General features: G+C 57.9%; 24 protein-coding genes. 19 read left to right on the forward strand and 5 right to left on the reverse strand.

The annotated features are described in order from the left end of the window. The 3 genes from JSY17_RS20875 to JSY17_RS20885 form a co-directional block, all read left to right on the forward strand. Positions 1 to 231: hypothetical protein (locus JSY17_RS20875; protein WP_206402855.1), on the forward strand; the 231-nt coding region annotated here is incomplete at its 5' end. Positions 232 to 469: 238 nt separating this feature from the next. Beyond that, complete coding sequence (gene rhtA / locus JSY17_RS20880) at positions 470 to 1354, forward strand: threonine/homoserine exporter RhtA (RefSeq protein ID WP_206402856.1); 885 nt, start codon at positions 470 to 472, stop codon at positions 1352 to 1354. A 194-nt stretch (positions 1355 to 1548) separates the two neighbouring features. Beyond that, positions 1549 to 1863 (forward strand): hypothetical protein, encoded by a 315-nt coding sequence (locus tag JSY17_RS20885; RefSeq protein WP_025259460.1) that lies wholly within the window; start codon positions 1549 to 1551, stop codon positions 1861 to 1863. Between the two features lie 24 nt (positions 1864 to 1887). On the opposite strand, the gene JSY17_RS20890 is transcribed toward JSY17_RS20885, so the two are convergent. Both JSY17_RS20890 and JSY17_RS20895 read right to left on the reverse strand, forming a co-directional pair. Then, a complete protein-coding gene (locus tag JSY17_RS20890) occupies positions 1888 to 3687 on the reverse strand; it encodes an aminopeptidase P family protein (RefSeq protein WP_206402857.1) in 1800 nt (599 codons plus the stop codon). A gap of 54 nt (positions 3688 to 3741) precedes the next feature. Further along, positions 3742 to 4920, reverse strand: coding sequence for a cysteine desulfurase family protein (locus JSY17_RS20895; RefSeq protein WP_122370683.1), 1179 nt, complete (start codon positions 4918 to 4920; stop codon positions 3742 to 3744). 827 nt (positions 4921 to 5747) lie between these two features. Here JSY17_RS20895 and JSY17_RS20900 point away from each other — a divergent pair. The 16 genes from JSY17_RS20900 to ssuE all read left to right on the forward strand — a co-directional run bounded on the left by JSY17_RS20900 (position 5748) and on the right by ssuE (position 23866). Beyond that, positions 5748 to 6533: a hypothetical protein gene (locus JSY17_RS20900; protein WP_117186331.1), complete on the forward strand. Its 786-nt coding sequence runs from the start codon at positions 5748 to 5750 to the stop codon at positions 6531 to 6533. A gap of 62 nt (positions 6534 to 6595) precedes the next feature. Then, the gene (locus JSY17_RS20905) at positions 6596 to 7720 is read left to right on the forward strand and encodes a DegT/DnrJ/EryC1/StrS family aminotransferase (RefSeq protein ID WP_117186330.1); all 1125 of its coding nucleotides are present in this window, start codon (positions 6596 to 6598) and stop codon (positions 7718 to 7720) included. A 5-nt stretch (positions 7721 to 7725) separates the two neighbouring features. Further along, the gene (locus JSY17_RS20910) at positions 7726 to 9240 is read left to right on the forward strand and encodes a lipopolysaccharide biosynthesis protein (RefSeq protein WP_117186352.1); all 1515 of its coding nucleotides are present in this window, start codon (positions 7726 to 7728) and stop codon (positions 9238 to 9240) included. A gap of 3 nt (positions 9241 to 9243) precedes the next feature. After that, entirely contained in the window at positions 9244 to 10176 is a 933-nt protein-coding gene (locus JSY17_RS20915) for a glycosyltransferase family 2 protein (RefSeq protein ID WP_117186329.1), read from the forward strand. Further along, on the forward strand, positions 10166 to 10618 hold the full coding sequence (locus JSY17_RS20920) for a low molecular weight protein-tyrosine-phosphatase (RefSeq protein ID WP_117166190.1): 453 nt from the start codon (positions 10166 to 10168) through the stop codon (positions 10616 to 10618). The genes JSY17_RS20915 and JSY17_RS20920 overlap by 11 nt, the downstream gene beginning before the upstream one ends. Continuing rightward, positions 10619 to 12835 (forward strand): polysaccharide biosynthesis tyrosine autokinase, encoded by a 2217-nt coding sequence (locus JSY17_RS20925; RefSeq protein WP_206402858.1) that lies wholly within the window; start codon positions 10619 to 10621, stop codon positions 12833 to 12835. Between the two features lie 47 nt (positions 12836 to 12882). Beyond that, positions 12883 to 13671, forward strand: a complete 789-nt coding sequence (locus JSY17_RS20930; protein WP_206402859.1) for a WbqC family protein — start codon at positions 12883 to 12885, stop codon at positions 13669 to 13671. A gap of 4 nt (positions 13672 to 13675) precedes the next feature. Continuing rightward, the gene (gene rfaH, locus JSY17_RS20935; protein ID WP_122372207.1) at positions 13676 to 14185 is read left to right on the forward strand and encodes a transcription/translation regulatory transformer protein RfaH; all 510 of its coding nucleotides are present in this window, start codon (positions 13676 to 13678) and stop codon (positions 14183 to 14185) included. A gap of 87 nt (positions 14186 to 14272) precedes the next feature. After that, on the forward strand, positions 14273 to 15274 hold the full coding sequence (locus tag JSY17_RS20940) for a glycosyltransferase (RefSeq protein WP_206402860.1): 1002 nt from the start codon (positions 14273 to 14275) through the stop codon (positions 15272 to 15274). Continuing rightward, positions 15271 to 16506, forward strand: coding sequence for a glycosyltransferase family 4 protein (locus JSY17_RS20945; RefSeq protein WP_206402861.1), 1236 nt, complete (start codon positions 15271 to 15273; stop codon positions 16504 to 16506). Before JSY17_RS20940 ends, JSY17_RS20945 begins: the two co-directional genes overlap by 4 nt. Positions 16507 to 16573: 67 nt before the next feature. Beyond that, positions 16574 to 17896: a hypothetical protein gene (locus JSY17_RS20950; protein ID WP_117183733.1), complete on the forward strand. Its 1323-nt coding sequence runs from the start codon at positions 16574 to 16576 to the stop codon at positions 17894 to 17896. A 61-nt stretch (positions 17897 to 17957) separates the two neighbouring features. Next, a complete protein-coding gene (locus JSY17_RS20955; RefSeq protein WP_117183734.1) occupies positions 17958 to 19073 on the forward strand; it encodes a glycosyltransferase family 4 protein in 1116 nt (371 codons plus the stop codon). Between the two features lie 77 nt (positions 19074 to 19150). Then, a complete protein-coding gene (locus JSY17_RS20960) occupies positions 19151 to 20377 on the forward strand; it encodes a glycosyltransferase family 4 protein (protein WP_206402862.1) in 1227 nt (408 codons plus the stop codon). A 12-nt stretch (positions 20378 to 20389) separates the two neighbouring features. Further along, the gene (locus JSY17_RS20965; protein ID WP_206402863.1) at positions 20390 to 21802 is read left to right on the forward strand and encodes an undecaprenyl-phosphate glucose phosphotransferase; all 1413 of its coding nucleotides are present in this window, start codon (positions 20390 to 20392) and stop codon (positions 21800 to 21802) included. Positions 21803 to 21965: 163 nt separating this feature from the next. Continuing rightward, complete coding sequence (locus JSY17_RS20970) at positions 21966 to 23054, forward strand: polysaccharide biosynthesis/export family protein (protein WP_201013440.1); 1089 nt, start codon at positions 21966 to 21968, stop codon at positions 23052 to 23054. A gap of 230 nt (positions 23055 to 23284) precedes the next feature. Continuing rightward, positions 23285 to 23866, forward strand: a complete 582-nt coding sequence (gene ssuE, locus JSY17_RS20975; protein ID WP_117166268.1) for an NADPH-dependent FMN reductase — start codon at positions 23285 to 23287, stop codon at positions 23864 to 23866. Between the two features lie 638 nt (positions 23867 to 24504). Here ssuE and JSY17_RS20980 read toward each other — a convergent pair. From JSY17_RS20980 to JSY17_RS20990, 3 genes are all read right to left on the reverse strand, one after another. Beyond that, positions 24505 to 25113: a LysE family translocator gene (locus tag JSY17_RS20980; protein ID WP_117183739.1), complete on the reverse strand. Its 609-nt coding sequence runs from the start codon at positions 25111 to 25113 to the stop codon at positions 24505 to 24507. A gap of 135 nt (positions 25114 to 25248) precedes the next feature. Then, positions 25249 to 25530, reverse strand: coding sequence for a hypothetical protein (locus JSY17_RS20985; RefSeq protein WP_206402865.1), 282 nt, complete (start codon positions 25528 to 25530; stop codon positions 25249 to 25251). Between the two features lie 68 nt (positions 25531 to 25598). Then, positions 25599 to 26507 (reverse strand): LysR family transcriptional regulator, encoded by a 909-nt coding sequence (locus tag JSY17_RS20990; protein ID WP_206402867.1) that lies wholly within the window; start codon positions 26505 to 26507, stop codon positions 25599 to 25601. Between the last annotated feature and the right edge of the window lie 88 nt (positions 26508 to 26595).

Consider the following 26595-nt stretch of genomic DNA (forward strand, 5'->3'; position numbering starts at 1 on the left):
TCAACCGAGGCGCGCATTCTACAGCGACCTCAGAATCTGTCAAGCGGTTATTTCAACAAGTTTCAAAGTTTCCTTTGTAACTTCAACCACTTGCGCTTCGATCAACTTAGCATTGCTCGTCAGCGGGAGGCGAATTCTACAGCACCCGAAGATGGTGTCAAACCCTTTCTCGCACCGCTGTCGATCCAACCGCGACCGAAGCCCTTCCAACCCGACTCAACGAACCGTTAAACGCTTGCAAACTATTGATTTACAAGGTTTTTTCAGTTCCGTCTGCGCCGGAAGTGGGGCGAATTATAGAGAGATTAAATCGCCCGTCAACCGTTAATTTTGATTTCAGTAAAACAACCTTCCCAAACCCTCCCCCTATATAGAAAGGCCTCTCAACTGCGCAATATATTGCGCACCCCCTGATTATTAAGCATCATATCGACCTCACCACCCCGCTCATCCTGGATACACACCTGAAATGACCGATAAACCCCGCCTCGCGTCCATCATCTTTCCGCTCGGATTGCTGATGATTGCGATGGCTTCGATTCAAAGCGGCGCATCGCTGGCCAAAAGCCTTTTCCCTGCCGTAGGCGCACAGGGGACGACAACGTTGCGACTGATATTTGCCAGCCTGATCATGCTGGTGATACTGCGCCCCTGGCGAGCGCGCCTCACTGCCAGCTCATTACGTACGGTGGTCATTTACGGAATCGCTCTGGGCGGGATGAACTTCCTCTTCTATATGTCCCTGCAAACCATTCCGCTGGGTATTGCCGTAGCCCTTGAATTCACCGGACCATTGGCCGTCGCCCTGCTATCTTCACGAAAAGCCATCGACTTTCTCTGGGTGGTACTGGCCGTTGTCGGTCTGTTGCTGCTCATCCCGGTCGGCCAGTCGAGTTCCAGCATCGATCTTCTCGGTGCAGCCTACGCCCTGGGTGCCGGAGTGTGCTGGGCGCTTTATATCCTCTTCGGTCAGAAAGCCGGTGCAGATAACGGGGTTCAGACCGCAGCGCTGGGGGTCATCATTGCCGCGATCTTCATCGCTCCGATTGGAGCGGTACACGCTGGCTCGGCACTGCTCGACATTTCCCTCCTCCCTGCGGCTCTGGGTGTCGCGATTCTTTCCACTGCATTGCCTTACAGTCTGGAAATGGTCGCTCTGACCCGCATGCCCGCACGAACCTTCGGAATGCTGGCCAGCCTGGAGCCGGTGTTCGCGGCCTTGTCAGGCATTATCTTTCTGGGCGAGCGCCTGACACTGATCCAGTGGCTGGCAATTTCAGCAATCATAATGGCATCCATTGGTGCCACATTGAGCTCGACGCCAGGCAAACCACAACTCGTGCCTGCAGATTGAGCTTCAGGAAAGCGGATATGCTTTTGCGCGACAGAGCACTAGCATTTGTCACGCGCATGAGCCATGTTTATGCCTTTGTGATATCTCACTTTGCAGACATTGCCATCGAGATACCACGTCACAAACGTCATTATGTGATCACAAGAACCAAAGCCAGACACTGGCTTCGATAATGACCAGCTTTAAGGAAGGGCATGAAATACATCTTTATCGTACTGGCGTTACTCGCCGTGGCCGGATGTGCGACAACGTCCAACCCTGTCAAGCAAGGCAAGCGCGGTATCCACATCAATTGTTCGGGCCTGTCTTCATCCTGGGAAAAATGCAACGAACTGGCTACCAACGCCTGTGAGTCCAGGAGCTACAAGGTCATCGCCAAGTCCGGCGATGTCGTGGAGGACCCGGGCGATTACCCGTTCGGCCTGAACCCGGCAGGCTATACCAGCCGCAGCATGATCATTGTTTGCCGCAAAAGCTCGCCTATAGGCCAGGCAGCGTCGAAGCCCTGAGGCTTCGACGTTTCAACACAGGTATCAGACCGCCGCAGTGCGGATCTGCAACCACTTCAGCGCAGCCCCCTGCAGCAGCGGGCTCAGGCGTTCATTGACATGAGCATGATAGTCATTGAGCCACTTGCGCTCATCCGAGCTCAGCATTGAAGTTTCCAGACAGCGCGTATCGATCGGACACAGCGTAAGCGTCTCGAACCTGAGGAACTCACCGAACTCGGTCTTGCCCGCCTCCTGGTTGATAACCAGATTCTCGATTCGCACTCCCCAGCGCCCCGGCCGATAAGTACCCGGCTCGATAGACGTGATCATCCCCGGCAACATTGCCGTCTGTGGCGTAGCTGCCGCCTGATAGGCAATAACCTGCGGCCCTTCATGCACATTCAGGAAATAGCCGACACCATGCCCGGTGCCATGGCCGTAATTGACTTCGTCGGCCCATATCGGTGCCCGGGCAATGGAATCCAGCAATGGCGACAGAATCCCCTTCGGAAAGCGAGCTCGTGACAGAGCAATCACCCCCTTGAGCACTCGGGTACAGTCCTGCTTCTGCTCGGAGCTGGGCGTGCCCACAGGAACCATGCGAGTAATATCGGTGGTGCCGCCCAGATATTGCCCGCCGGAATCGATCAGCAGCAGGCCGTCCCCCTCGATCTGCGCATGCTCTTCTTCACTGGCACGGTAATGCGGCATTGCCCCGTTGGCGTTGAATGCGGCGATGGTAGAAAAGCTTGGCGACACATAACCTGGACGTCTCTGACGAGCTTCTGTGAGTTTTTCGTCAATGGTCAGCTCACTGATGGGCTCACGCCCCGAGGCCGCGTCAAGCCAGGCAAAGAATTCGCACAGCGCAGCACCGTCCTGCTCCATGACCTGACGAATGTGCCGTTTATCCGCTTCGGTTTTCCGGGATTTGAACAGAGTGCTCGGATTCAGCCCTTCGACCAGCGTCACTTCACTGTCCAGATAATCGAGCAGGCCACAGGTCACCCGCGCCGGGTCCACCAGCAGGCGCGCATCCCTGGGCACTTCACGCAATGCTGCGCCGATCTGTGTGTACTCCAGCATATTGATACCGTCGCGCACGAGGCTCAGGCGCACATCATCGCCCACCTTGTCCGAAGCTACGAACAAGGTGACGCTCTGAGGTCCGATCAGCGCAAAAGAGATGAAGACAGGGTTATAGGGAACATCGGTGCCACGCAGATTGAACAGCCAGGCGATGTCATCCAGAGTCGCGATGAAATGCCAGTCGGCCCCACGCTCAACCATGGTCTGGCGCACCTGGGCCAGTTTCTCGCTCCGTTCCAGGGTGGCGTGTGGCGGCAGATGTTCGAAGACGGGATTGGCCGGCAAGGCAGGACGGTCTTGCCATAGCTCATTGAGCAAGTCCATGTCCGTGCGCAATCTGGCTCCACGGGCATACAGCTTGCTGGCCAGGCTGCGGGAAGAAGCTACCGCCAGCACAGCACCGTCGACGGCAACCACACTCTCGGCCTCGGCCTGTTCCGCCAGCCATTCCAGAGGTCCTTGCTGACCGGGAAGCAGCTTGACCAGCTCGATGCCGCTGCCCGCCAGTTCCTTGGTCGCCTGCTCCCAGTAACGACTGTCGGCCCAGACACCGGCGAAATCCTGAGTAATGACCAGCGTTCCCACAGAGCCATGGAAACCGGAGAGCCATTGCCGACCTTGCCAATAGCCAGGCAGATATTCGGAGAGATGAGGATCTGCCGATGGCACCAGATAGGCATCGATCCGTTCCCGACTCATCAAGGCGCGCGTCTGCGCCAGACGTTCTGCCACTCCCGTGGATTGCGTACTCATTGACTCTCCTGACCCGATTTAATCGCTATATCGGGTCAGATAATGGAGCACCAATCAAGACTGAGCAACCGCCCAGAACGCAGGCTGGATCAATGAGGCGCGAATCAACTCGACGGCACGGTCGATATCCTCTTCACGGGTGAAACGCCCCAGACTCAGGCGAATGGTCTGACTCGCTGCCTGCGGGCTGTGTCCCAGCGCCAGCAGCACGTGCGAAGGCGTATTCTTCGCAGAGTTGCAGGCCGAAGTGGATGAGAAAGCCAGACCGTTGCCAAGGGCAGCGATATTGAGGTCGCTCTTGCCGAAAGTCAGGCTCAGGGTATGTGCAATGCGCTGATCAGGACTGCCATTGATTCGCACACCTGGAATATCCGCAAGATGCTCACGAAGACGAAGATTCAGACGCTCGATATGGGCGATTTCCTGCTCCAGCGAATCGGCAGCCAGGGCGAAGGCTGCGCCCATTCCGGCAATCTGGTGGGTCGCAAGGGTTCCTGAACGCAGACCGCATTCATGACCACCGCCGTGGATCTGGGCCAGAACACGCTGCTCGGCACGCGGACCGACATACAGGGCGCCAATCCCCTTGGGACCATAGGTCTTGTGCGCCGAAAACGACATCAGGTCCACGGCCAGTTCCGCAAGGTTGATGGCCAGCTTGCCAGCCCCCTGGGCGGCATCCACATGAAACAGCGCGCCGTGTGCGCGTACCCGCTCGCCGATCGAGGCGATGTCGCTGACGGTTCCCAGTTCGTTGTTGACCAGCATCAGCGACACCAGAAAGGTGTCGTCGCGCAGGGCTGCACTCACAGCCTCGGGAGTGATCAGGCCATCGGCGTCGGGTGCCAGGTAGGTCACCTCGTAGCCACCGGCCTCCAGTTGCTGGGCAGTGTCGAGAATGGCCTTGTGTTCGATCTGGCTGGTGATGATGTGCCCGCCGGATTTTCCTGTACGCAAGGCATGTTCCTGTGCAACGCCCTTGAGCGCCAGGTTATTGGACTCGGTCGCACCGGACGTCCAGATAATCTGCCCGGCCTGGGCACCCACCAGTCCGGCCACCTGCTCGCGTGCATATTCGACTGTCAGGCGCGCCTGCTGGCCATATGAATGAGAACTGGAGGCGGGATTGCCGAAATTGCCCGTTACCCCCAGACACTTGACCATCACCTGAATCACGCGTTCATCCACGGGCGTGGTGGCAGCGTAGTCGAAATACAGCGCAGAATTTTGCATGTACAGCCCTCTGAATTGCCCAGCCCGGCATCCCGAACTGCTTACATGATCGATATATCCCTTCGATCCGGTTCAAACCCTGAGACGGTCCTCAAAGCCCGCTACGTTACAGATCACATCGGCAATATTGCATGAAATCACATAGAACCAAAAATTATATATTATTATTTATATATTTCTATTTAGAATATAAGGGTGTGAGCCACGACCTGCAAACATCCCGAGAACGCCTATGCTCAGCGCTCCGGCTCTTCTTGTACAAATTTTACACCCCGTGCTCTGTAAACATGCCCAAAAAATGACACTGCCCTCTTGTGAGGCACGAGTTATATTTTTGACACTCTTTGGAATCAATGACTTATTTATTTCATGAAACGGTTTATCAAGTTTTTAACAGAAAGCTGACGAAATAATTTGACAGATTGGCTGACGCTACCAATATATAGGACTGTCAGCCCCATCCTGGACTGTACGTAAATACCACAGAGCACAACGCAGGATCGGGTCAAGCCGTAGCTTTCTTGTTCTGCCCACGATGTTAGTTGTTTCCACGGAGCCTTGCCCTCGCCCCGCTGGATGTCTGTTGACTCATGAACCCCCTTGAAATTACTGAACACGTTCGGTGTGGCGGTAGCTTTGTCTGAAGCAATGCTCAACCGCAGCGGATTCGTTCAATCAGGCTGGCGTGGGTGTCATTTGAATGAATGCAAGATCCGGACCCCGAGGATTCGGGCGGTAGCGTGCCCGGACACCCGGTAAATCCAATAACCAGGCCAGCAGTTTCGCTTTTGGTTTTTCGCCTCCACCTGCCCAAAGGTGTAATTGAAATGCCACTGATCCCCGCTCTCGACGCCCAACAGATTCAATCCCTGGCCAGTGATATAGATGCAAATGGATTCACCACGCTCAAGAACATAGTGAGCAGCTCCGACCTGGAGCAGTTGCGGGCCTTCACCGACAGCCGGGCGTCGAAGCATCCGGGCGAATACTTTGCCTACCATGGTGAAAAGAATCTGAGCGAAAGCCTGCTGGCCAGTTTCTGGTCAGACCCGGCATTCAAACAACTCATGGCCAGCCTCTATCGGCATGCCGCTCTGCAGGAAAGCCCCAGCGAACAGATATTCCCTGTACTGCGCTGCATCCAGGGCTCCCGGGGGGTGCGCGAGTCCAACTGCTTTCACTTCGATGCCAGCCTGGTCACCGCATTGATTCCGATCTACATCCCGGTCGATGGCGAACAATGCGGCGATCTGATGTTGTTCCCCAACATACGCAAGCTGCGCAGCAACGTCGTGCGTAATGTCCTGGAAAAGACCCTGCTGCAAAACCGCTTCAGTCGCTGGCTGACCTGTGTCGCCATCAATCGTGGCTGGCTCACTCCGACAGTCCTGAAACTGCAGCCCGGTGATATCTATCTGTTCTGGGGCTATCGCTCCTTGCACGCCAACCAGCCATGCAGTCCAGGCCTGAAAAGGGCCACCGCCATCCTGCATTTCGGCGATCCCCACAGCGGCAGCACAGCCACTCGCCTGATTCTGGGCATGAATCAGGGCCGGGCGGCACGTGTCAGCGCGCAAACCCGCTCTTCGCCTCCAGAACCGACCTCTCCCTAGCTCCGGCAAGGAACAGGCGCCCACTGCAACAGAACGATCCGACGACCGACATGGAGGTTTCGATGATTAACGTAACCAAGACTTACCTTGGTGATATCGACAAGTTCAAGACATATGTCGAAGGCATCTACGCACGAGGCTGGCTGACCAATCACGGGCCACTGGTAGGCGAGCTGGAAAGCCGGCTCAAGGAATACCTGGGGGTCAGGCACATCATCCTGACCAACAATGGCACCCTGGCATTGCAAGTCGCCTATCGCGCCCTGGGTCTGAGCGGCAGCGCCGTGACCACGCCCTTCAGCTTCGTGGCGACCACCAGTTCCCTGCAATGGGAAGGTATCCGGCCGATCTTCGCGGATATCGATCCCCATACCTGGAACATCTCGCCACAGCACATCGAAAGTGCGATCGCCGAAGACACCAGTGCGATTGTCGGGACCCATGTGTTCGGCAACCCTTGCGCCGTCGACGCCATCGAGCAGATTGCGCGCAAGCACCGGCTCAAGGTGGTCTACGACGGCGCTCACGCATTCGCAGTGCGTCATGGCGGTCAGTCCGTACTCAACCGGGGCGATATCAGCACCCTGAGTTTCCACGCGACCAAGCTGTTCCATACCATCGAAGGCGGCGCGATCATCACCAACGATGACGAACTGGCCAGGCGTATCTACCTGCTGTGCAACTTCGGTATCGCCGATGTGGACAAGATCGACGGTATTGGCATCAACGCCAAACTCAACGAATTCTCGGCCGCCATGGGGCTGTGCATTCTGGACAATATCGAGAATATCCTCGAAGAACGCGCCGAAATCGCCCATCGCTACAGCTCGCGCCTGGAAAGCTATCTGGATCTGCAGCAACCCGAGCCCGACAGTGAACTGAATCACAGCTATTTCCCGGTCGCCCTGCAGGACGAGCAGCATCTGTTCAGGGTGCGTGCCGCACTCAACGCCCGCAGCATCAACCCGCGCCGCTACTTCTACCCTTCTCTGGACACCCTCGAATACCTCCAGCCGCAGCCGGGACAAACCGTGTCACGGGCCTTGAGCGAGCGGGTACTGTGCCTGCCCATTTATCCGGGCCTGTCCCATGAGGATCAGGATCGGGTCATTCATACCCTGATCGAAGAATGCAGCCTGGGCAGTGCCAGCTATCAAAGCCCTGTCATTGCTGCTCAGGTCATCTGATGCCCATGTTCAGCAAACGCTCCGTGATCGCCAATACCGCGCTGAATTATGCCGGGCAGGCTTATGTGATGCTGGTGGGCATCGTGATCATGCCGTTCTACCTCAGCCATCTGGGTGCAGAGGCTTACGGCCTGATCGGGTTCTTCACCGTCATGCAGGCCTGGCTGCAATTGCTCGATGCCGGCATGTCACCCAGCCTGGTGCGTGCCGTGGCCCGGCATCAGGGCTCGCCAACCGGCGAAAGGCATCAGGGACGGATCCTGCGCTCGTTCGAGATCATGTTTCTGCCGATGGCGCTGCTCAGTGCCCTGGGGGTCTATGCCGCCAGCACCTGGATTGCCGTGCAATGGCTCAATGCCCAGGAGTTGGCACCTCAGACGCTCGTCAACTGCATCGACCTGATGGGCGTGGTCATCGCCCTGCGCCTGTATTCGACACTGTACAAGAGCGGCATTCAGGGGCTTGAACAGCACGCCTGGCTCAATGCGGTCAACATCCTCATCGCAACCCTGCGCTACTTCGGCGGGCTGGTGCTGGTGAGCAGTCTTTCTCAGGACCCACAGGATTTCTTTGAATTCCAGATTGCCGTCGCCCTGCTCGAAACCCTGATATTCGCCACCCGGGCCTGGCGTCAGATGCCTGTCGCCCACTGGTACACCGGGATCGACTGGCAACTGGTCAAACCCATCCTGCCGTTCGCCGCCAGCATCTCGTTGAGCAGCGTGCTGTGGATCGTGCTGACTCAGGTCGACAAGGTACTGCTTTCGGAAATACTGCCGCTGGATCAATACGGGTATTTCTCGCTGGTCGCGCTGATCACCACCGGCATCATGATGCTGACCAACCCGCTGGTGCAGGCCCTGCTGCCACGCCTGACGGTCCTGGTGGCCGAAGATCGTCAGCAGGACATGCAGAACCTGTTTCTGGCAGCCAACCGCTTTGTCTGCACCTTTCTGTTTCCACTGGCCGCCATTGTCGCCCTGCACGCCGAGCCACTGCTCTACGCCTGGACCGGCGATCAGGCCGCAGCCCAGTGGGGACGCTCAATCCTGTGCTGGTATGCCCTGGGCAGCGCCATCATGGCGGCCAGCGCCTTCCAGTTCTATCTGCAATACGCCTACGGGCAGATGCGGCTGCATATCTGGTACAGCGTCATTTCTGCCGTGATCACGGTGCCGGTGATGTTTCTGGCGATTCAATACCAGGGAGCCTATGGCGCTGCCCTGGCGTTCTTTTCCCTGCGGGCAGTGTCGTTCGCGATCTGGCCGATGATCGTGCATCAACGCCTGGCACCGGGCATTCACGGGCAATGGCTGCGCGACATTCTACGGATCAGCGCCATGACCGCCGTGGGGCTGGTCTGCAGCGAGCCGGTGTTTCGCATGATCGAGCAACAGAACCGCACGACTGTGCTTCTGGCCCTCGCCGCCAGTGGCCTCATCACCCTGGCGCTGGTGGCAGCAAGCTACAAACCCTTGGCGATGAAGATCTACGTCCTGTTCAGCAAACCGAGTACATGAGCCATGGATGCCACTGTGAAAAATACGCGCCCTGACAACGCCGAACCGTTATTGAGCATCGTTTGCCCGGCCTACAACCAGGAGGCGTTCATCACCCAGACACTGGATGGCTTTCTGTCCCAGCAGACCAGCTTCAGCTACGAAATCCTGATCCATGACGATGCCTCCACCGACAGTACGGCACAGATCATTGCGCAATACGCCAAGCGCCATCCGACGATCATTCGCCCCTTTTATCAGGAAGAGAATCAGTATCGCCAAGGCAAGCCCTGCGTCCCGGCACTGTTCGGCAAGGCCCGCGGCCGCTACATCGCCTATTGCGAAGCCGACGACTACTGGACCGATCCGCGCAAACTGCAGTTGCAGGTGGACTTTCTGGAGAGTCACCCCGATTACGTCATCACCTATCACGACGCTATTGCCTTCGACGAGCACGGCCAGTATGGCGTCCAGTTGCAAGGCAAGTTACGCGCCGACGCCACGGCCCTCGAACTGCAGATGGCCAGGCCGCTTTCCACCCTGACGGTCTGTTTTCGCAACCTGTTCTCCAGCATGCCGCCGGAGCTCAAGCCACCGATCGCGCCGCTCAACGACCTGTGCTGGTGGTCGCTGCTGGGCGCCTTCGGCAAGGGCAAGTTCATTGCCGAGATAAAACCCGCTGCTTACCGGCTGCACCCCGGCGGGATCTTTTCCATGCGCAGCAACAAACGAAAGATCCACATGAGTCTGCTGACCTTTTCAAGCCTGGCCAATTATTACAACCGGCTGGGCAATCAGCAGTTGTATGAGCACTTCCTGATGCAGGTGGTCAGCCTGTCGCTGGCGGCACTGGTGCCGCGCAACAAGTTCCAGGCACTGCTGATGGTGGCGCGCAACGTCATCGTCAATCTGGGCAAGAGGCTGATGCCTGCAAGCGGCAAGCACCATGTTCAGTAATGTGCTCATCGTCTGTGTCGGCAATATCTGCCGCAGTCCCATGGCCGAAGCCCTGCTGCGCCATCGCCTGCCGTCATCCGCAGTGCAGATTCATTCGGCAGGGATCGGCACGATGCCGGGTTCATCCATCGACCCGCTGGCCAGGGCCGTATTGCAGATCCATGGCGTCCCGACACGCCGCCATGAAGCTCGTCAGGTGAATCGGCAACTGCTGCGTCAGGCAGACCTGATCCTGCTGATGGAGCAGCCCCACATTCTCAACATTCTGAAACTGGCACCGGAAGTCCGTGGCAAGACGTTTCTGATCGGCAAGTGGCAACACCAGCAGGAAATAGCCGACCCCTACCGGGGGCCCCAGTCAGCCTTTGAAAAGACCTATGAGCATCTTTCGCGATGCGTTGACGACTGGCTTCCTTACCTTCAGTCAGGAGAAACAAGATAAATGACCGTCATGAACCGTTCTTCCCTGGATTACTACCAGGACACCCGGGTCGATTTGGCAACTATCTTGCGCATGCTGTTCGACCACAAGGGTCTGATCATCTGGATCGTCAGCCTTTTCTTCATGGTCGGCCTGGCCTACGCGATTCTTGCCACGCCGGTTTTCCAGGCCAATGCCATGATCCAGATCGAACCCAAGAAAGTGGGGATCGAAGGCACCCCCGAAGTCAGCAACAAACCCATGTCGGTTTCCCAGGCCATGACCGAGATCGAACTGATCAAGTCACGGGCTCTGCTGGGCAAGGTCGTCGACGACCTGAAGCTCAATATCATCCAGAAACCCAAGGTCCTGCCGGTCATTGGTCCTTACATTTATCGAACCTTCAAACCGGAATACGAAGGCGCCCTGGCCGAGCCGATGTTCGGGCTGGAGCAATACGCCTGGGGCGGCGAGAAGATCGATATCTTTCAACTGGAAGTCCCCGAAGACCTTCTGGGTGAAGACCTGACACTGGTGGCAGGCAAGCCGGGCACCTTTGCTCTTTATGACAAGGACCATGCCCTGCTGCTCAGCGGCGCCACCCACCGGACGGTCGAGGGTCACGGCGTCAAGATCCAGGTCGCGGATCTGCAGGCCCGCCCGGGGACCGAATTCACCGTCTCGCGGCTGCGCACCCTGAGCGCGGCACTGATTTACCAGAAACGCCTGAAGATCACCGAAGCCGGCAAGGATTCGGGAATCATCTACCTGTCCATCGAAGACGAGGACGCAAAACAGGCCAACGAAATACTCAATGAAATAAGCCGTCTTTATGTCCGGCAGAACGTCGAACGCAGCTCCGCCGAAGCGGCTCAGCGCCTGGAGTTCCTGCGTTCGCAATTGCCGATGGTGCGCAAGCAACTGGAAGAATCGGAAGTGGCCCTGAACAACTTCCAGACCAGCGCCAAGTCGGTAGACCTGAGCATCGAAACCAAAGGCGTGCTCGATCAGGTGGTCAAGCTCGACTCCATGCTTTCGGAACTCAAACTCAAGCGTGTCGAGCTGGAACGGCTCTATACCCGTGAGCACCCGACCTACCGCAGCCTGATGAACCAGATGACCCAGCTGGAACAACAGAAACAGGGCCTGCTGAAAAAGATCGAAGCCTTGCCGCTCACCCAGCAGGAATTGCTGCGCCTGACCCGCGACATGCAGGTCACCAGCCAGACCTACACCCTGATGCTCAACAAGAGCCAGGAGCAGGACATTCTGCGCGCCGGCAGCATCGGTAACGTGCGGGTGATCGACAACGCCGATACCAACGTCGAAAAACCGGTCAAGCCGATGAAAACACTGACGGTGCTGATCGCCACGCTGCTTGGGGGACTGGTGGCCATTTCCATCATCTTTTTACGCCAGGCGTTCTATCGCGGCGTGGAAAGTGCCGAGTTCATCGAAAACATCGGCATGCCGGTCTACGCCTCGCTGCCCTACTCCCGTCAGCAGGAACGCTTGGAGAAGACACTGCAAAGCCGCGTCGCCAGCAAGGACTCGAAACTGCTGAGCATCGCCGCGCCAACCGAGCTGGCCATAGAGTCCCTGCGCAGCCTGCGTACCAGCCTGCACTTTGCCATGCTCGAAGCCCGCAACAATGTGCTGATGATTTCCAGTCCATCCCCCGGAGTCGGCAAGTCGTTTGTCTCCAGCAATCTGGCAGCCATCATCGCTCAGACCGGCAAGCGGGTGCTGTTGATCGACGCCGATATGCGCAAGGGTTATCTGCACCGGGTATTGGGGTTGCAGCCCAAGCACGGCCTGTCCGACACGCTGGCCGCCCGCCTGCACTGCACCGAAGTCATCAACCATACGCAGATTCGTCACCTGGACTTCATTTCATGCGGTTTCGCAGCGCCCAACCCTTCAGAACTCTTGATGCATGACAACTTCAACAAAATGCTCAACGAGCTTTCACCGCTCTACGACCTGATCCTGATCGACACCCCGCCCATCCTTGCCGTGACCGATGCGACCCTGGTGGGCCGTCAGGCGGGCACGTGCCTGCTGGTCGCTCGCTTCGGCGTGACCACCATCAAGGAAATCGAAGCCTGCAAGCGTCGACTGGGGCAGAACGGGATTCTGATCAAGGGCGCCATTTTCAATGCCGTGGTGCGCAAGGCATCGAGTTCCGATTACGACTGTGCAGCCTATGGATACAGCTACAACCCCGTTCACAAATAACCCGAGCCCCAACGCCTACTCACGCCATCCACTTAAAGGAGTTACACATGGCCAGGACCATAGCAATGATGCAACCATACCTGTTCCCTTATCTGGGTTACTTTCAGCTCATCGCTGCCGCAGATGTCTTCGTCCTGGGTGACGATCTGCAATATATCCGTGCAGGCTGGGTCAACCGGAACCGGATCCTGTGCAACGGCGAAGCCCGACTGATTACCTTTCCACTGAAAAAGGATCACTTCGCGCTGCCGATCATGCAGCGTCAGTTGGCGGACAACTTCAGCGAGGAAGCCAGCCGTGTCATCAACCTGATGACCCAGTGCTATCGCAAGGCGCCTTATTTCGCTCAGGTCATGCCATTGATCGAACGCCTGATTCGTTTCCCGCAGCAGAACCTTGCCCTGTACGTCGAACATTCGATTCGCGAGTTGTGCTCATACCTGCAGATCATCACGCCGATCCTGCGCGGTTCCGATGTGAAACTGGCGTCCTGCACGGACAAGCAGGACCGGGTCATCAATATTGCCCATACCTTCTCGGCGACGACCGTTCTCAACCCCATCGGTGGCATGACGTTGTACGACCGCGATCACTTCGCCCACAACGGCCTGCTGCTGCGCTTTTTCAAGATGGACCCGATCGTCTATCCGCAGTATGCCGATCCTTTCGTGGCCAATCTGTCGATCATCGATGTGCTGATGTTCAACAGCCTGGAACGCGTTCAGGAACTGCTGACCCGTTACAGTGACAATGAAAGTGTTGCCGCCAACGATGCCTATATCCAGATCGGGGCGGAAGCGGTATCGACCCTGTCTCCACAACTTGCAGTGGAGTGAGATCATGTCCGATTCCCATGGCAGCGCCCGCTGGTATCTGATCCAGACCAAGCCCCGACAGGAAGGCCGTGCCCAGGAGCACTTGCAACGCCAGCATTTCGAGTGCTACCGGCCACTGACCGTCAGTGACAACAGAAAGCGCATCGGCAAGGCCGAAGAAGAATTGTTTCCCGGCTACCTGTTCATTCGCATGCATCAGGTTCATGACAACTGGTACCCGATTCGTTCGACCCGTGGTGTGGCGCGCATCGTGACATTCGGTGGGCACCCGGTGCCCGTTCAGGATCATCTGATCGAACAGATCCGCCAGCGCCTGATGCAGCCCAGGCCCAGAACGACGTATACCCAGGGTGAACATGTACGGGTGACGGCGGGTGGTTTCTGCGATGTCGAAGCGATTTTCCTGGCAGCCGACGGGACCGAGCGCGCAGTGATCCTGCTCAACCTGCTGCAGCGTCAGCAGAAAGTGGTGATCCCCCTCAGCAGCCTGTCACCGATGCAGGCCCGAGCCTGAATCCAACAATTCCAGGAGCGGACTTATCCGCGAATGAAGTCTGTTCGCGAATGAATTCGCTCCTGCACAGTCGCCTGGAACCTCACCATGATCAACCGAACCACGCTGGTGACGCTCACCTATGGTGATCGTTTCAAATACCTGCACACCCTGGTCAGCCGCTCGCTGGAAAGCCCGCAGATAGAACGCGTCATCATCGTCAGCAATGCTTCAGTAGCACCTCTGCAATCCTTGAGCGAGAAATGGCCAGGCCAGGTACAGGTGATCTATCTGCCCGACAACACCGGCTCGGCCAATGGCTATGCAGTGGGTATCCAGGCGGCGCTGGATGCCGGGGCCGAATATATCTGGCTGATGGACGATGACAACGCGCCGACCATCAATGCCATTGCGGTCCTGCACAAATACCTGCACCAACAAGAGCAGATCCACGGCAAGGACCAGACCGCCATGCTGGGCTTTCGTCCGACCCACCAGGCCGATATCGCTTCAGGCGTACCGCAGCGTTTCGCCATTCAGCGGCGTTCGAGCTTTTTCGGTTTTCATATCGCGCAACTGCCCTACAAGATCTGGCGACGCCTGCCCTGGGGACGGCCTCAAGCCCTGCAAGGCGCGCCGCATATGGTGCAATTGCCCTTTGCAACCTACGGCGGCCTGCTGGCCCATCGCAGCCTGTACCAGAAGATCGGACTGCCACTCGATGCCCTGAAACTGTACACCGACGACAGCGAATACACCTGGCGTATCACGGCGGGCGGCGGGCGGATCTTTCTGGTGCCCGAAGCCTTGCTCGACGATCTGGAAGACTCCTGGAACATCAAGGCCCGCAGCAGCAATGTCTATGAAAATTACCTGCTGGGCGGCTCGGATCTGCGTGCCTATTACGGTGCCCGCAACCAGGCCTGGTTCGACAAGAATGTCTGGGCTTCGTCATCGCTGCTCTATCGGCTCAACCGCTGGATATTTTTCTGCCTGCTGCGGCTGATCGCCCGCCGCTGCGATGCAGAGCAACGCCTGAACCTGATCGAAAAAGCCATACGTGACGGAGAAGCCGGCGTGCTGGGCCTGAACAGGAGGTATCCACTATGAAAATCCTGTTTATCAGCAGTCTCTATGCCCCCGACATCGGTGGTGGTGCCGAGATCATCCTGCAACGCATGGTCGAAGGCCTGCAGCAGCGCGGCCACGGCGTGACGGTACTGTGCACCAGCGCCAGGGCCGGGTTGCACATGGACGCAGTCAACCAGATCAAGGTCTATCGTGCCGGCCTGCACAACACCTACTGGCATTTCACGGCACAGCGGCCGGGACGCCTGGCCCGGCTCGGCTGGCACCTGCGCGATCGCTACAACCCCGGCATGCGCGGCCATGTAAAGCGCGTGCTGGCCCTGGAGCAGCCCGATCTGGTGATGTGTCACAACCTCACCGGCTGGTCCGTCTCGGCCTGGGATGAGATCAGTCAGGCCAGCATTCCCGTCGTGCAGGTCCTGCATGACATGTACCTGCTTTGCCCCAGCAGCACCATGTTCAAGAAAGGCCATAGCTGCCGGAAACAGTGCGGACTCTGCACGCGGTTTCGCACAGGCCACGACGAACGCTCTTCGCAAGTGGACGCCGTGGTGGGTGTCAGCCGTTTTCTGCTCAATAGCCTGCAGGAAAAGGGTTATTTCAAGGGAGCGAAAAGCCACGTCGTCTATAACGCCAGCCCGTGCCCGGCCAATGATTCTCATACCCGTGCAACCGAGCCCGATGCACATCTGCGCTTCGGCTACATCGGCACCTTGTCGGACCCCAAGGGCGTGGGCTGGCTGATCGATCAGTTCCAGCATCTGCCGTTCAACGCCACCCTGCAGATCGCCGGGCGCGGGCAGATCGATGACGAACAGCGATTCAAGGCAATGGCCACCTCACCGAATATCAGCTTTGTCGGTTACCAGAACCCCGAGACGTTCTATGACCGGATCGACGTCGCCATCGTGCCCTCCCTGTGGAACGAACCGTTCGGCATGGTCGCGGTAGAAGCCTGTGCCCATTCACGCCCGGTCATCGCCAGCCGCATGGGCGGTCTGACCGAGATCATCAAGGATCATGTCAACGGCCTGCTTTGCAGCCCCGACGACCCGGACTCGCTGGGACTGGCCATGCTCAAGCTGTATCAGCAACCCAGGCTGATGGCACGTCTTGGCGCTCAGGCACGCAACAGTGTTGCCGACTTCCTGAACCTGGAACTGATGCTGGATCAGTATGAAAACATTCTGCTCCAGACCCTTCAGGAGCGGATCGCAATGCCCCGGCTGCATTCCCTGCCCGATACCGCGTAGTGACATCCATCGGCCCGTGCCCCACTGAGCAAGCGCTCCGGACCGTGCCTCTTCATTGAGACAACCCATGCCCAGAACACCTGCATCCTGTTGGCGAAAACTGTTGATGGTTTTCCTGCCGTGGTTGCTTTCGATCCGTATCGCACAGGGAGAAGAGCCATTCATCATCGGCGTCGACACCCAGTTGATGAACGACAATGGCACTTCGGCCAAGGTCTTGAGATTACTGGAGGAGGCAGGCGTCAGTTCGGTTCGCGACGATGCCTACTGGACCACTGTCGAACCCCGGCGCGGCCTGATGCGTATCGACCCTGCCTGGCGCGAGTATTTGAGCAAGGCTCAGGAACACCGCTTGCGCCCTCTGCTGGTGCTCGGCTACGGCAATCCGTATTACGAAAACTATGCCAAACCACGGCATCCTCCTGTCAGCCTTGCATTCGGCAACTACGTCAGCTTTGTCAGCCGGGAACTGGCCGACAGCGTCGACCTCTACGAAATCTGGAATGAGTGGGACCGGGACAACCCCGTCGATGCATGGGCTACCAAGGACTACAACAACCTGGTCGAGGACAGCGTCGCCCGCATCCGTAAACAGAAGCAGCCAGTGACCATACTGGCAGGCGCGGTGACCAGCCTGGGCATGGACCTCGGGTTTGCCGACAGACTGATCCAGAACGGCATCCTGAATCAGGTCGACGGCTTGTCGCTGCATCCTTACGTGCATTGCCGTCACGAAGAACGCCACACACCCGAACGCTGGATCACCTGGCTGCGCTGGATCGATGCCGACCTGCGCACTCTGGCCGCACGCCCCGTGCCTCTGTACCTGACGGAAATGGGCTGGCCCACCAATACGGGCAAATGCGGCATCAGTGAACAGACCCAGGCGGCCTTCCTGGCCCGCAGTTTTTTCCTGGCCCAGACCGTGCCGGATATCAAGGGCCTGTGGTGGTACGGCCTGATCGACAGTGGTCGGGACGGCAATGATCCTCAGCAGAACTTCGGTCTGCTCAAGTACGACCTGAGCCTGAAGCCGGCCTACCTGACGCTCAAGGCCATCAGCAGCACGATTCAGGAATACCGCTATGACGCTGAAAAAAGCCGCGAGCTGGACAGCACTTACCTGCTGAGATTCGCCAAGGGTGCAGAACAGATACTGGTGGCCTGGACTACCGGTGTACCGAGGCTGACGCATGTGGAAGCCAGCAGCATGCAACACGGCACGGTACGCATCATCGACAGTGGCCAGCCCGAAAGAGGTCAGTTCGACACCGATATTCCCTGGAGCTGCAATGACGCGCGCTGTTCGGCACAGGTTCCGATCAATGAATTTCCAAAAATAATCAGCCTGGGCACAAGACCCGCGCTATTCGCTCACGACGCGCACTGAAACGACAACCCGTGCGTTAAGCGAACACACACATCACCCACTACCTTGCAGGATGCACTTAATGATTTTTATCAATGCCCGGTTTCTTACCCAGGAAATAGGCGGGGTCCAGCGCTTCGCAGAACAGTTGTGTCTTGCACTCAAGGAGATACGCAACGATCTGGTTTTTGTCGCCCCCCACGGGATCAAGCGCCATGAAAGCGCCAAGGCACTGGGGGTGCGTTGCATCGGGCGCAACAGCGGTCACCTGTGGGAACAACTCGATCTGCCCCTGTACCTGCGTCGCCAGGGCAGCCCCCTGTTGCTGTCGACCTGCAGCACCGGGCCGGTTCTTTACAGCAATCAGATTGCGACCCATCACGACATTACCTATGCACGTTTCCCGCAGAGTTACACACGAACCTTCAGGACCGTCTACCGGATCATCACGCCGATCCTGCTCTCGCGAATCAAGACCCTGGTGACCAGCAGCAGTTTTTCCAGGGGCGAGATTTCCCGGTTCTACGGTTTTCCGGAAAAGAAGGTTCTGGTCCTGCCCGCTGCCGTCAGCGATGCCTTCATGCCCCAGCCGCCTGCCGAAGAATCCGGGAAATACCTGTTGGCGGTGTCATCGCCCAGCGCGCACAAGAATTTCCACCGGATGATTCAGGCCTTCATGAGCCTGCGCGGCCATGAAGATGTGCAGTTGCACATCGTCGGCGGTGCCCACGGAGTCTTTGCCGACCCGGACCTGCAACGCCTGGCCTGCCGGGACCCACGGATCCGCTTTCTGGGGCGACTCAGCGATGCCGAACTGATCAGGCAATACCAGGGTGCAACGGCCTTCGTGTTCCCTTCGCTGTACGAAGGCTTCGGCATTCCACCGCTGGAAGCCCAGGCCTGCGGTTGCCCGGTGCTGGCGGCCAATGCGGCATCGATCCCCGAAGTGCTGCAATCCAGCGCCCTGTATTTCGATCCTCTGGATGTCAGCCACATGGCTGCCGCCATGCAGCGGGTGCTGATCGATGAGCCGTTGCGCAAGGCATTGCGTACCCATGGCCTGAACAACGTGACGCGCTTTTCATGGGAAGGCTCGGCCAAGCGCCTGTCACAACGCATCGATGCCCTGCTGGGCTCATGCCCTCAAAGCGCTGCCAGTGTTCGTCCCGTACCGGAAACCCCTTCGGGAAAAAGCTGAATCCCAATAAAACTGCCACGCCAAGACGCGATCAGCCTGCGCCTGAAGTAGAGCGAGCTCCAGAGCAAGGAATCTCCATGAAAATCGCTATCGTCCACGACTGGCTGGTGACTTACGCCGGTGCCGAGCGCGTGCTGGCTTCTCTGATCAATATCTGGCCCCAGGCCGACCTGTTTGCAGTCATCGACTTTCTCGGCGACGAAGATCGCGTCCATCTGGGCGGCAAGGTCGCCACGACCACCTTTATCCAGAACCTGCCGGGGGCCAGAACCCGCTATCAGCGCTATCTGCCGTTGATGCCACTGGCCATCGAGCAACTGGATCTGTCCGGCTATGACCTGATCATCAGCAGTAGCCATGCCGTGGCCAAGGGCGTACTCACCGGTCCCGATCAGTTGCATGTCAGCTATATCCATTCACCTATCCGCTATGCCTGGGACCTGCAGCATCAATACTTGCGCGAGTCGGGTCTGGACAAGGGCTTCAAGGGCAAGCTGGCACGGCTGGTGTTGCATTACATGCGTATGTGGGATCAACGCACGTCTACCGGCGTCGATGATTTCATCGCCAACTCGCGCTTCATTGGCGCAAGGATCTGCAAGGCTTACCGCCGTGAATCCACCGTGATCTACCCGCCGGTGGACACCCAGAACTTCACCTTTGAGGAAGGGCCGCGACAGGACTATTACTTCACCGCCTCACGCATGGTGCCTTACAAGCGTTTGCCGATGATCATCGAAGCCTTCGCCGCCATGCCGGACAAACAACTGGTGGTGGTAGGCGATGGCCCGGACATGGCCAAGGCCCGGGCCATCGCCAGCCAGGCATCCAACGTCCGGCTGCTGGGCTTTCAACCGGCAGCAGTGCTGCTCGAACACATGCGCGCCGCCAAGGCGTTCGTGTTTGCGGCCGAAGAGGATTTCGGCATCAGCCCCGTGGAGGCACAGGCCTGCGGCACGCCGGTGATTGCCTTCGGCAAGGGGGGCGTGCTGGAAACCGTTCGCGGGCTGGATCATCCGCAGCCCACCGGTGTGTTCTACAGGCAGCAGAACGTGGCCTCGCTGATCGCTGCCATCAGCGAGTTCGAGTCTGCGCAGTCGCTTATCAGCGCCCAGGCCTGCCGGACCAATGCCGAACGGTTTTCGGTGCGGCGCTTCGAGCAGGAAATCCGCTCCTTCGTCGAGAACCGCATGAACGCAGCGCAGCTGAGCCGAATGCCGCCCCGGCAGTGGCTGGGTCCGGGCAGCTCGAGCCTGATCAACAGCGAAGTGTCATCCCGAGTCGTTCCAACCGAATCCGTTTGAGCGAGCCCCTCAATGCGCACCCCAGTCCGCGGCATCCTGCACGCCCATCAATCAGCCCTGTCAGTGGCCCATCGTCTGCTGGACCTGACCATCATTGTGTCGACCGGCTATTGGCAGAGTCAGCATCAACCGGCAGCCAGTACCGCCGAAATCTGGTTTCAGATCATTCTTGCCGTACTGGTTTTCCATTGGGTGAGCGAATTCCATCAGCTCTATGGCTCATGGCGTGGCGAACGCATCCTGCGCGAGCTGACCAAGGTCTTCAATTACTGGGCCCTGACGTTCGTCATTCTGCTGTGTGTGGACTACCTGCTGTTCAGCAGTTTCCGGATGCCCGATAACAGCCATATGACCTGGTTCGCCCTGGTACTGGCAGCCCTGTGTGGCTATCGGCTGCTGATTCGCAGGGTCCTGCATGGTTTGCGGCGTCACGGTTTCAACACCCGGCGCGTTGCGATTGTCGGCACCGGCCAGGTCGGTGCCCGGCTGGCACAGTCCATTTCCAGCGCGCCGTGGATGGGCTTGAATCTGCTGGGCTTCTACGACTCGCAACCCAGGCAGATGGAGCTCAACAGCAACGGCCATCATGTGCCGGTGCTGGGCAATCTCGAACAATTGATCGAGGACGCCCGTGCAGGCAAGGTCGACAAGGTCTATATCACTCTGGCCTTCAGTGGCGAACCCTACCTGCGCGAACTGATCACCGGGCTCAGCGACACCACGGCGTCGGTGTACCTGATCCCGGACATTTTCATGTTCGAACTGCTGCATGCCCGCAGCGAAAGCATCAATGGCCTGGCCAGCATCAGCATTTTCGATTCCCCCATGGACGGTGCATGGAGCCTGGTCAAACGGGCCGAGGACATCGTACTGTCGATCCTGATTCTGCTGCTTATCGCCTTGCCCATGCTGCTGATCGCCATTGCGATCAAGCTGACGTCGCATGGTCCGATCCTGTTTCGCCAACGACGCTACGGCCTGGACGGACGGCCGATCATGGTCTGGAAGTTTCGCAGCATGAATGTCCAGGAAAACGGCTCCGTCGTGCGACAGGCTACACGCAACGATGCGCGCATCACCCCTCTGGGTGCGTTTCTGCGCCGGACATCCCTGGACGAACTGCCGCAGTTTCTGAATGTGCTGCGCGGCGACATGTCCATCGTCGGCCCTCGCCCTCATGCCGTGGCGCACAACGAGCAATACCGCAAGCAGGTCAGCGGTTACATGCTGCGACACAAGGTCAAGCCGGGCATTACCGGCTGGGCACAGATCAATGGCTGGCGTGGCGAAACCGACACGCTGGACAAGATGCAGAAGCGTGTCGAATTCGACCTTGAATACATCGAGCACTGGTCGGTCTGGCTGGATCTCAAAATCATCCTGTTGACCCTGTTCAAAGGCTTTCTCAACAAGAACGCCTTCTGACTGACTCGACAGACCTCACCCCAAACCAAACGAAGGATTCCGGGCACCCGACGCCGGAGGGAGGTATGTGCGCGCACACGACATCAAGCCGCAGCGACATGTGGAACAGGGAAGCAATGAAATCATCGTGGTGCCAGATGCACCGTCAGCAAGGAACTCTCATATGAATAGAAACCTGGTTGTTATGATGCTCTGCGGTCTGATACTGCAGGGATGTGTGTTTGCCCCCGGCCAGCACATGACTTCAGAGGACGTCACGGCGGATGACCCGGATGGTCCCAAGGCTCAATTGGTGAACATCACCCCCCAGAGCCTGCAACAACAGCAACAACGCATCGCTTCCAATGCAGTGGCTCTACCCCCTGAACTGCTGAATTACAAAACCCCTGAATATACGGTCGGCCCGGGCGACACCCTGCTGGTGACGGTCTTCGAGCATCCTGAACTGACAGCACCGGGCTCACAGGACCAGCTGGACGCCAACACCCGGGAAGTGTTGAGCGACGGCACGCTGTTCTTTCCCTATGTCGGCAGGATCAGGGCGGGAGGCAAGACGGTCAGCCAGATTCGCGAACAACTGCGCATGGGGCTGGCACCGCAATACACCGAGGTCAAGGTGGACGTGAAAGTGCTGCGCTACAACAGCCAGCGCGTCCTGCTCTCGGGTTCGTTCAAGACGCCAGGCCCGCAATCGATCACCAATATTCCGTTGAGTCTGGTGCAGGCAGTCAGTACCGCTGGTATCGATCTGACCGATGCCAACCTGGCGGGACTGAGCCTCAGACGCGACGGTCGGGACTACCTGATCGATATCGACTCACTCAACCGTCAGGGCTCGCAACTGAGCAAGATATTCCTCAAGGACGGCGACTACCTGCACCTCAACAGCAACTCCAAGAACAAGATCTATGTGCTGGGAGAAGTGCGTAACCCACAGGTCATTTCCTTCGGCACCACCAGCGTGACATTGCTCGAAGCCTTGGGCAGCTCAGGCGGCCTGAGCCCGGAAAGCGCCGATGGCGACGCGGTGTATGTGATTCGTGGTGCCGAGAACCAGGCCAATGCGATGTCCACGGTCTACCACCTCAATGCCGAAAAACCCACCGCCTACCTGCTGGCCGGCCAGTTTGAACTCCGGGCTCAGGACGTGGTGTTCGTCGGACCTGCCAACATCACACGCTGGAGCCGGTTCATCAGTCAACTGCTCGGCTCGGCCAGTGTGGTCCAGACAGGGGCAGCATTCACAAACTGAACCTGCCAACAGAAAATCCCTGCACCGACCCGTGCAGGGATTTTTTTTTGCCCGCAGCAAGTGTCTGTCCAGCAACAGTGGATCAGCACTTGCCTGCCGATTCAGCATCGAGTGTCTGTGTGCCGATTGGCCAATCAAAAACAAACCCTTTAATTTCAATGCCTTGAGAAAAACACGAGGCTGGCACACATGCTGCTTTGCAGGTTTACGCTTATCGCAAGGAATTCAGCATGTTGGTCGTTTCGCTTTCAGGCAGCCCCTCCCCCAAATCCCGCTCCGGTGTAGTCCTGGCCCATGCCAGTCGCTGGCTTGAAAATCAGGGCGTCAATGTCACGACGCTGCGCATCCGTGACTTCAAGGCTGAAGAGCTGCTCTTCGCCCAGTTCGACAGCCCTCAGGTCCAGGACTTCATCGAAGCCGTCCGCCAGGCCGACGGTCTGCTGATCGGCACGCCTGTTTACAAGGCCTCGTTCTCCGGTGCCCTCAAGACCCTGCTGGACCTGCTCCCCGAACGTGCGCTGCTCGGCAAAGTGGTTCTGCCGTTGGCCACCGGCGGCAGCATCGCCCATATGCTGGCCGTGGATTACGCCCTCAAGCCGGTCCTTTCCGCACTGAAATCACAGGAAGTGCTGCACGGCATCTTTGCCATCGATAGCCAGATCAGTTACAGCGATAACGAACTGGGCGGTGAGCTGGACGAGATCCTCACCGAGCGCCTGCGTGAAGGGCTGGAACATTTCCTGCTGGGCTTGCAGCACCGGCTCCAGGCACGCAGAAAACAGCAAGGCGGGCATTTGCAGTTGGCGTTGTAAGATACCTCTTCGCGAATTCATTGGCTCTTGGTGTCTCTGTACAGCGCACTGGCAATGCCATGGGAGTTCGCCGCCGCGCTGTCGCGCAGCAAACAGTTGCCGTGTGGTTGCTGATTGAAGGTTCGGCTTGAGGCCGCCTTGCGCCTTTACGGCACCTCACGATTGCGGCAAAGAGCTTTTACGCTTGTGCTTGTCGCTTGCGCTTTTTAAAACCGAGATAGCCCAGACGCCGCCGATTGCGACGTAAGGGAAGGCCGAGTGGAGGTATTGCGTAGTGGGTTGCGAGGCAGGACGCCGAGCAAGCGCCGCAGGGCCATGGAAGGCCCTTCGGCGCGTACCCACGGAGCAATGCCGGAGCGAGGGAACCCCGGCTTGCCGGGGCCGAACCGGAGCCCATGGTTTTCCCCTTTTGCCGAAACAAAAGGGGCCGCCGTAAAGGCGGAACCAGTAGGATCAGCACATACCAACAATGGATATGTCCACCGGAGAACGGTTTTATCCCAAGAAAAATACGTTTTAATTCATGGTCTTGCGTCTTGTTTGATGAGAGGCAGCTTGCTGGAGACAACAAAAGTCGCCAGCAAGCTGCCTCCCACAGTCCTCTGACAGACTTGCAACACTAATACAGACAGAGCGAACTAGTGCTCAAGCACCAACGGATACAACGACACCACCAGCAAAACCGCCATCACGCCATTGAAGATCCGCAGCTTCAGGGGGTCGCGCAAGACGTTGCGCAGCAAGCTGCCGAATCCGGCCCAGATGCAGATGCAAGGCAGGCCAATCAGTGCAAATACCGCAGCAATGACCAGCACATTGATGAAATACCCTTCCACTGGCGTGTAGGTGCTGATCGCACCGATTGCCATGACCCACGCCTTGGGATTGACCCATTGGAATAACGCCGCAGCGAAAAAGCCCAGGGGTTCGCCACGCTGTTCATCGGAGTCGGAGGCCGGACCCGAGGTCGCGATTTTCCAGGCCAGATACAGCAGATAGGCCGCGCCCACATAACGCAGGATGGTGTAGAGCACAGGCCAGGTCTTGAACAGGCCGCCCAGACCAAAACCCACCGCCATTATCAGCACGAAAAAGCCGATACTGATCCCCGCCATATGCGGGATGCTACGTTGGAAACCGAAGTTGACGCCCGATGCCAGCAGCATCGTATTGTTGGGGCCAGGGGTCACGGAAGCGACGAACGCAAACAATGCGAAAGCCAGCAGCAGATCGAAAGAGAAGAACATCGCACTGTCCAGAAGAGGGTGAAGTCAGGCGGTCACCCTAACGGAGCATCACCTGCAAACACACGGACAGTGGGAGAAACTTTTACCAGTACAGTTTTATGAAAAATCGATTTCTGTAAAATTGTTAAGCCACTTTCAACCGCGACCACCCTCCAAAAAGGCTCCACGGTCAACGCTCGTTTCACCCGCTTTATCAAACTGGCGAATCTGCTGAATGGCAGGATCGGCCATCAGTTGCGCTTTATGCGCCTGATACTCGTCAAACGACAGGCCGCGACGGTTCAGGTCTTCAAGTGCCAGTTGATGAGTTTCCTCGGCAGTGTAGGGACGCAGTTCGACAGCGTGATGAGTGGAACAGCCGCCCAGCAGCACAGCGCTGAAGAACACGACAAGACCAAGAGCAAATATATGATTCATGGGAGCCTCCAGACTGACTCGCTTTCGGGAATGAACAAAGGTTAATCCCGGGCTCCCTGAGGCAAAAATCATCCATCGTGATAGTAGCTATCGACCTTTTCGGCGTACTGGATCAGTACCTCACGCAGCGCTTGGGCCGCCGCAGACAGTTTGTGATCGGCCAGCGTCATCAGGCCGATGCGCCGCTCGATGCGCGGTTCCACCAGAGCAATGCAACGGGCACCCAATTCCTGCATCTGCTCTATACACAAAGCAGGCACCGCACTGACGCCCAGACCATTGGCGACCATACGGCCGATGGTGGACAACTGATGACTCTCGAAAGCCACCGAAAGCTTGCCGTGCTGTGTTGCAATCGCCTCTTCCAGCAGCAGACGCACGGCCGAAGGACGTTGCAGGGCAATGAAATCCTCGCGCAACAGCTCCTGCCAGGTCAGTTGCCTGCGCCGGGCCAGTGGCGAATCCGCGGCGACCACGGCAACAAAACGGTCCATGTAGAACGGCGTGAAGAGCAGCGAATTGCCCGACTCTGGCTCGAAACCGATGCCCAGTTCGACCCGGCGATGGCGCACCATTTCCACCACCTGCTCGTTGATCACGTCATGCACCGCCACGTTGACCCGTGGATAACGCTCGCGAAAGACCTTCAATGCGCCCGGCAGCCGATTACCTGCAAACGAAGGCATCGCCGCCACCGACACTTTGCCCATCTGCAACGTGAAGCGCTGGCGCAGCAGTTCTTCGGTGTTGTCCCAATCGGCCAGCAGCTGACGCGCCAGCGGCAGCAGGGTTTCGCCTTCCGGGGTCAGACTGACCGTGCGCGTGGTACGCGTGAGCAGTTGGCCGCCAAGGTCATCCTCCAGGCTCTTGATGGTCAGGCTCAGGGCCGGCTGCGACAAATGCAGTCGCTCTCCGGCCTGGGCAAAGCTCAGGCACTGGGCGACCGCCAGAAACGCCCGAAGCTGTTTGACGTTCATATATTTGCTTTTCTTATCAATTCATCAGAAAAACAAAATTAACAAATCACTGATCGAGAGAGAAGATGCAGGTACAACGGTCCTTGAC

Source organism: Pseudomonas capsici (assembly GCF_017165765.1).
GTDB lineage: Bacteria > Pseudomonadota > Gammaproteobacteria > Pseudomonadales > Pseudomonadaceae > Aquipseudomonas > Aquipseudomonas capsici.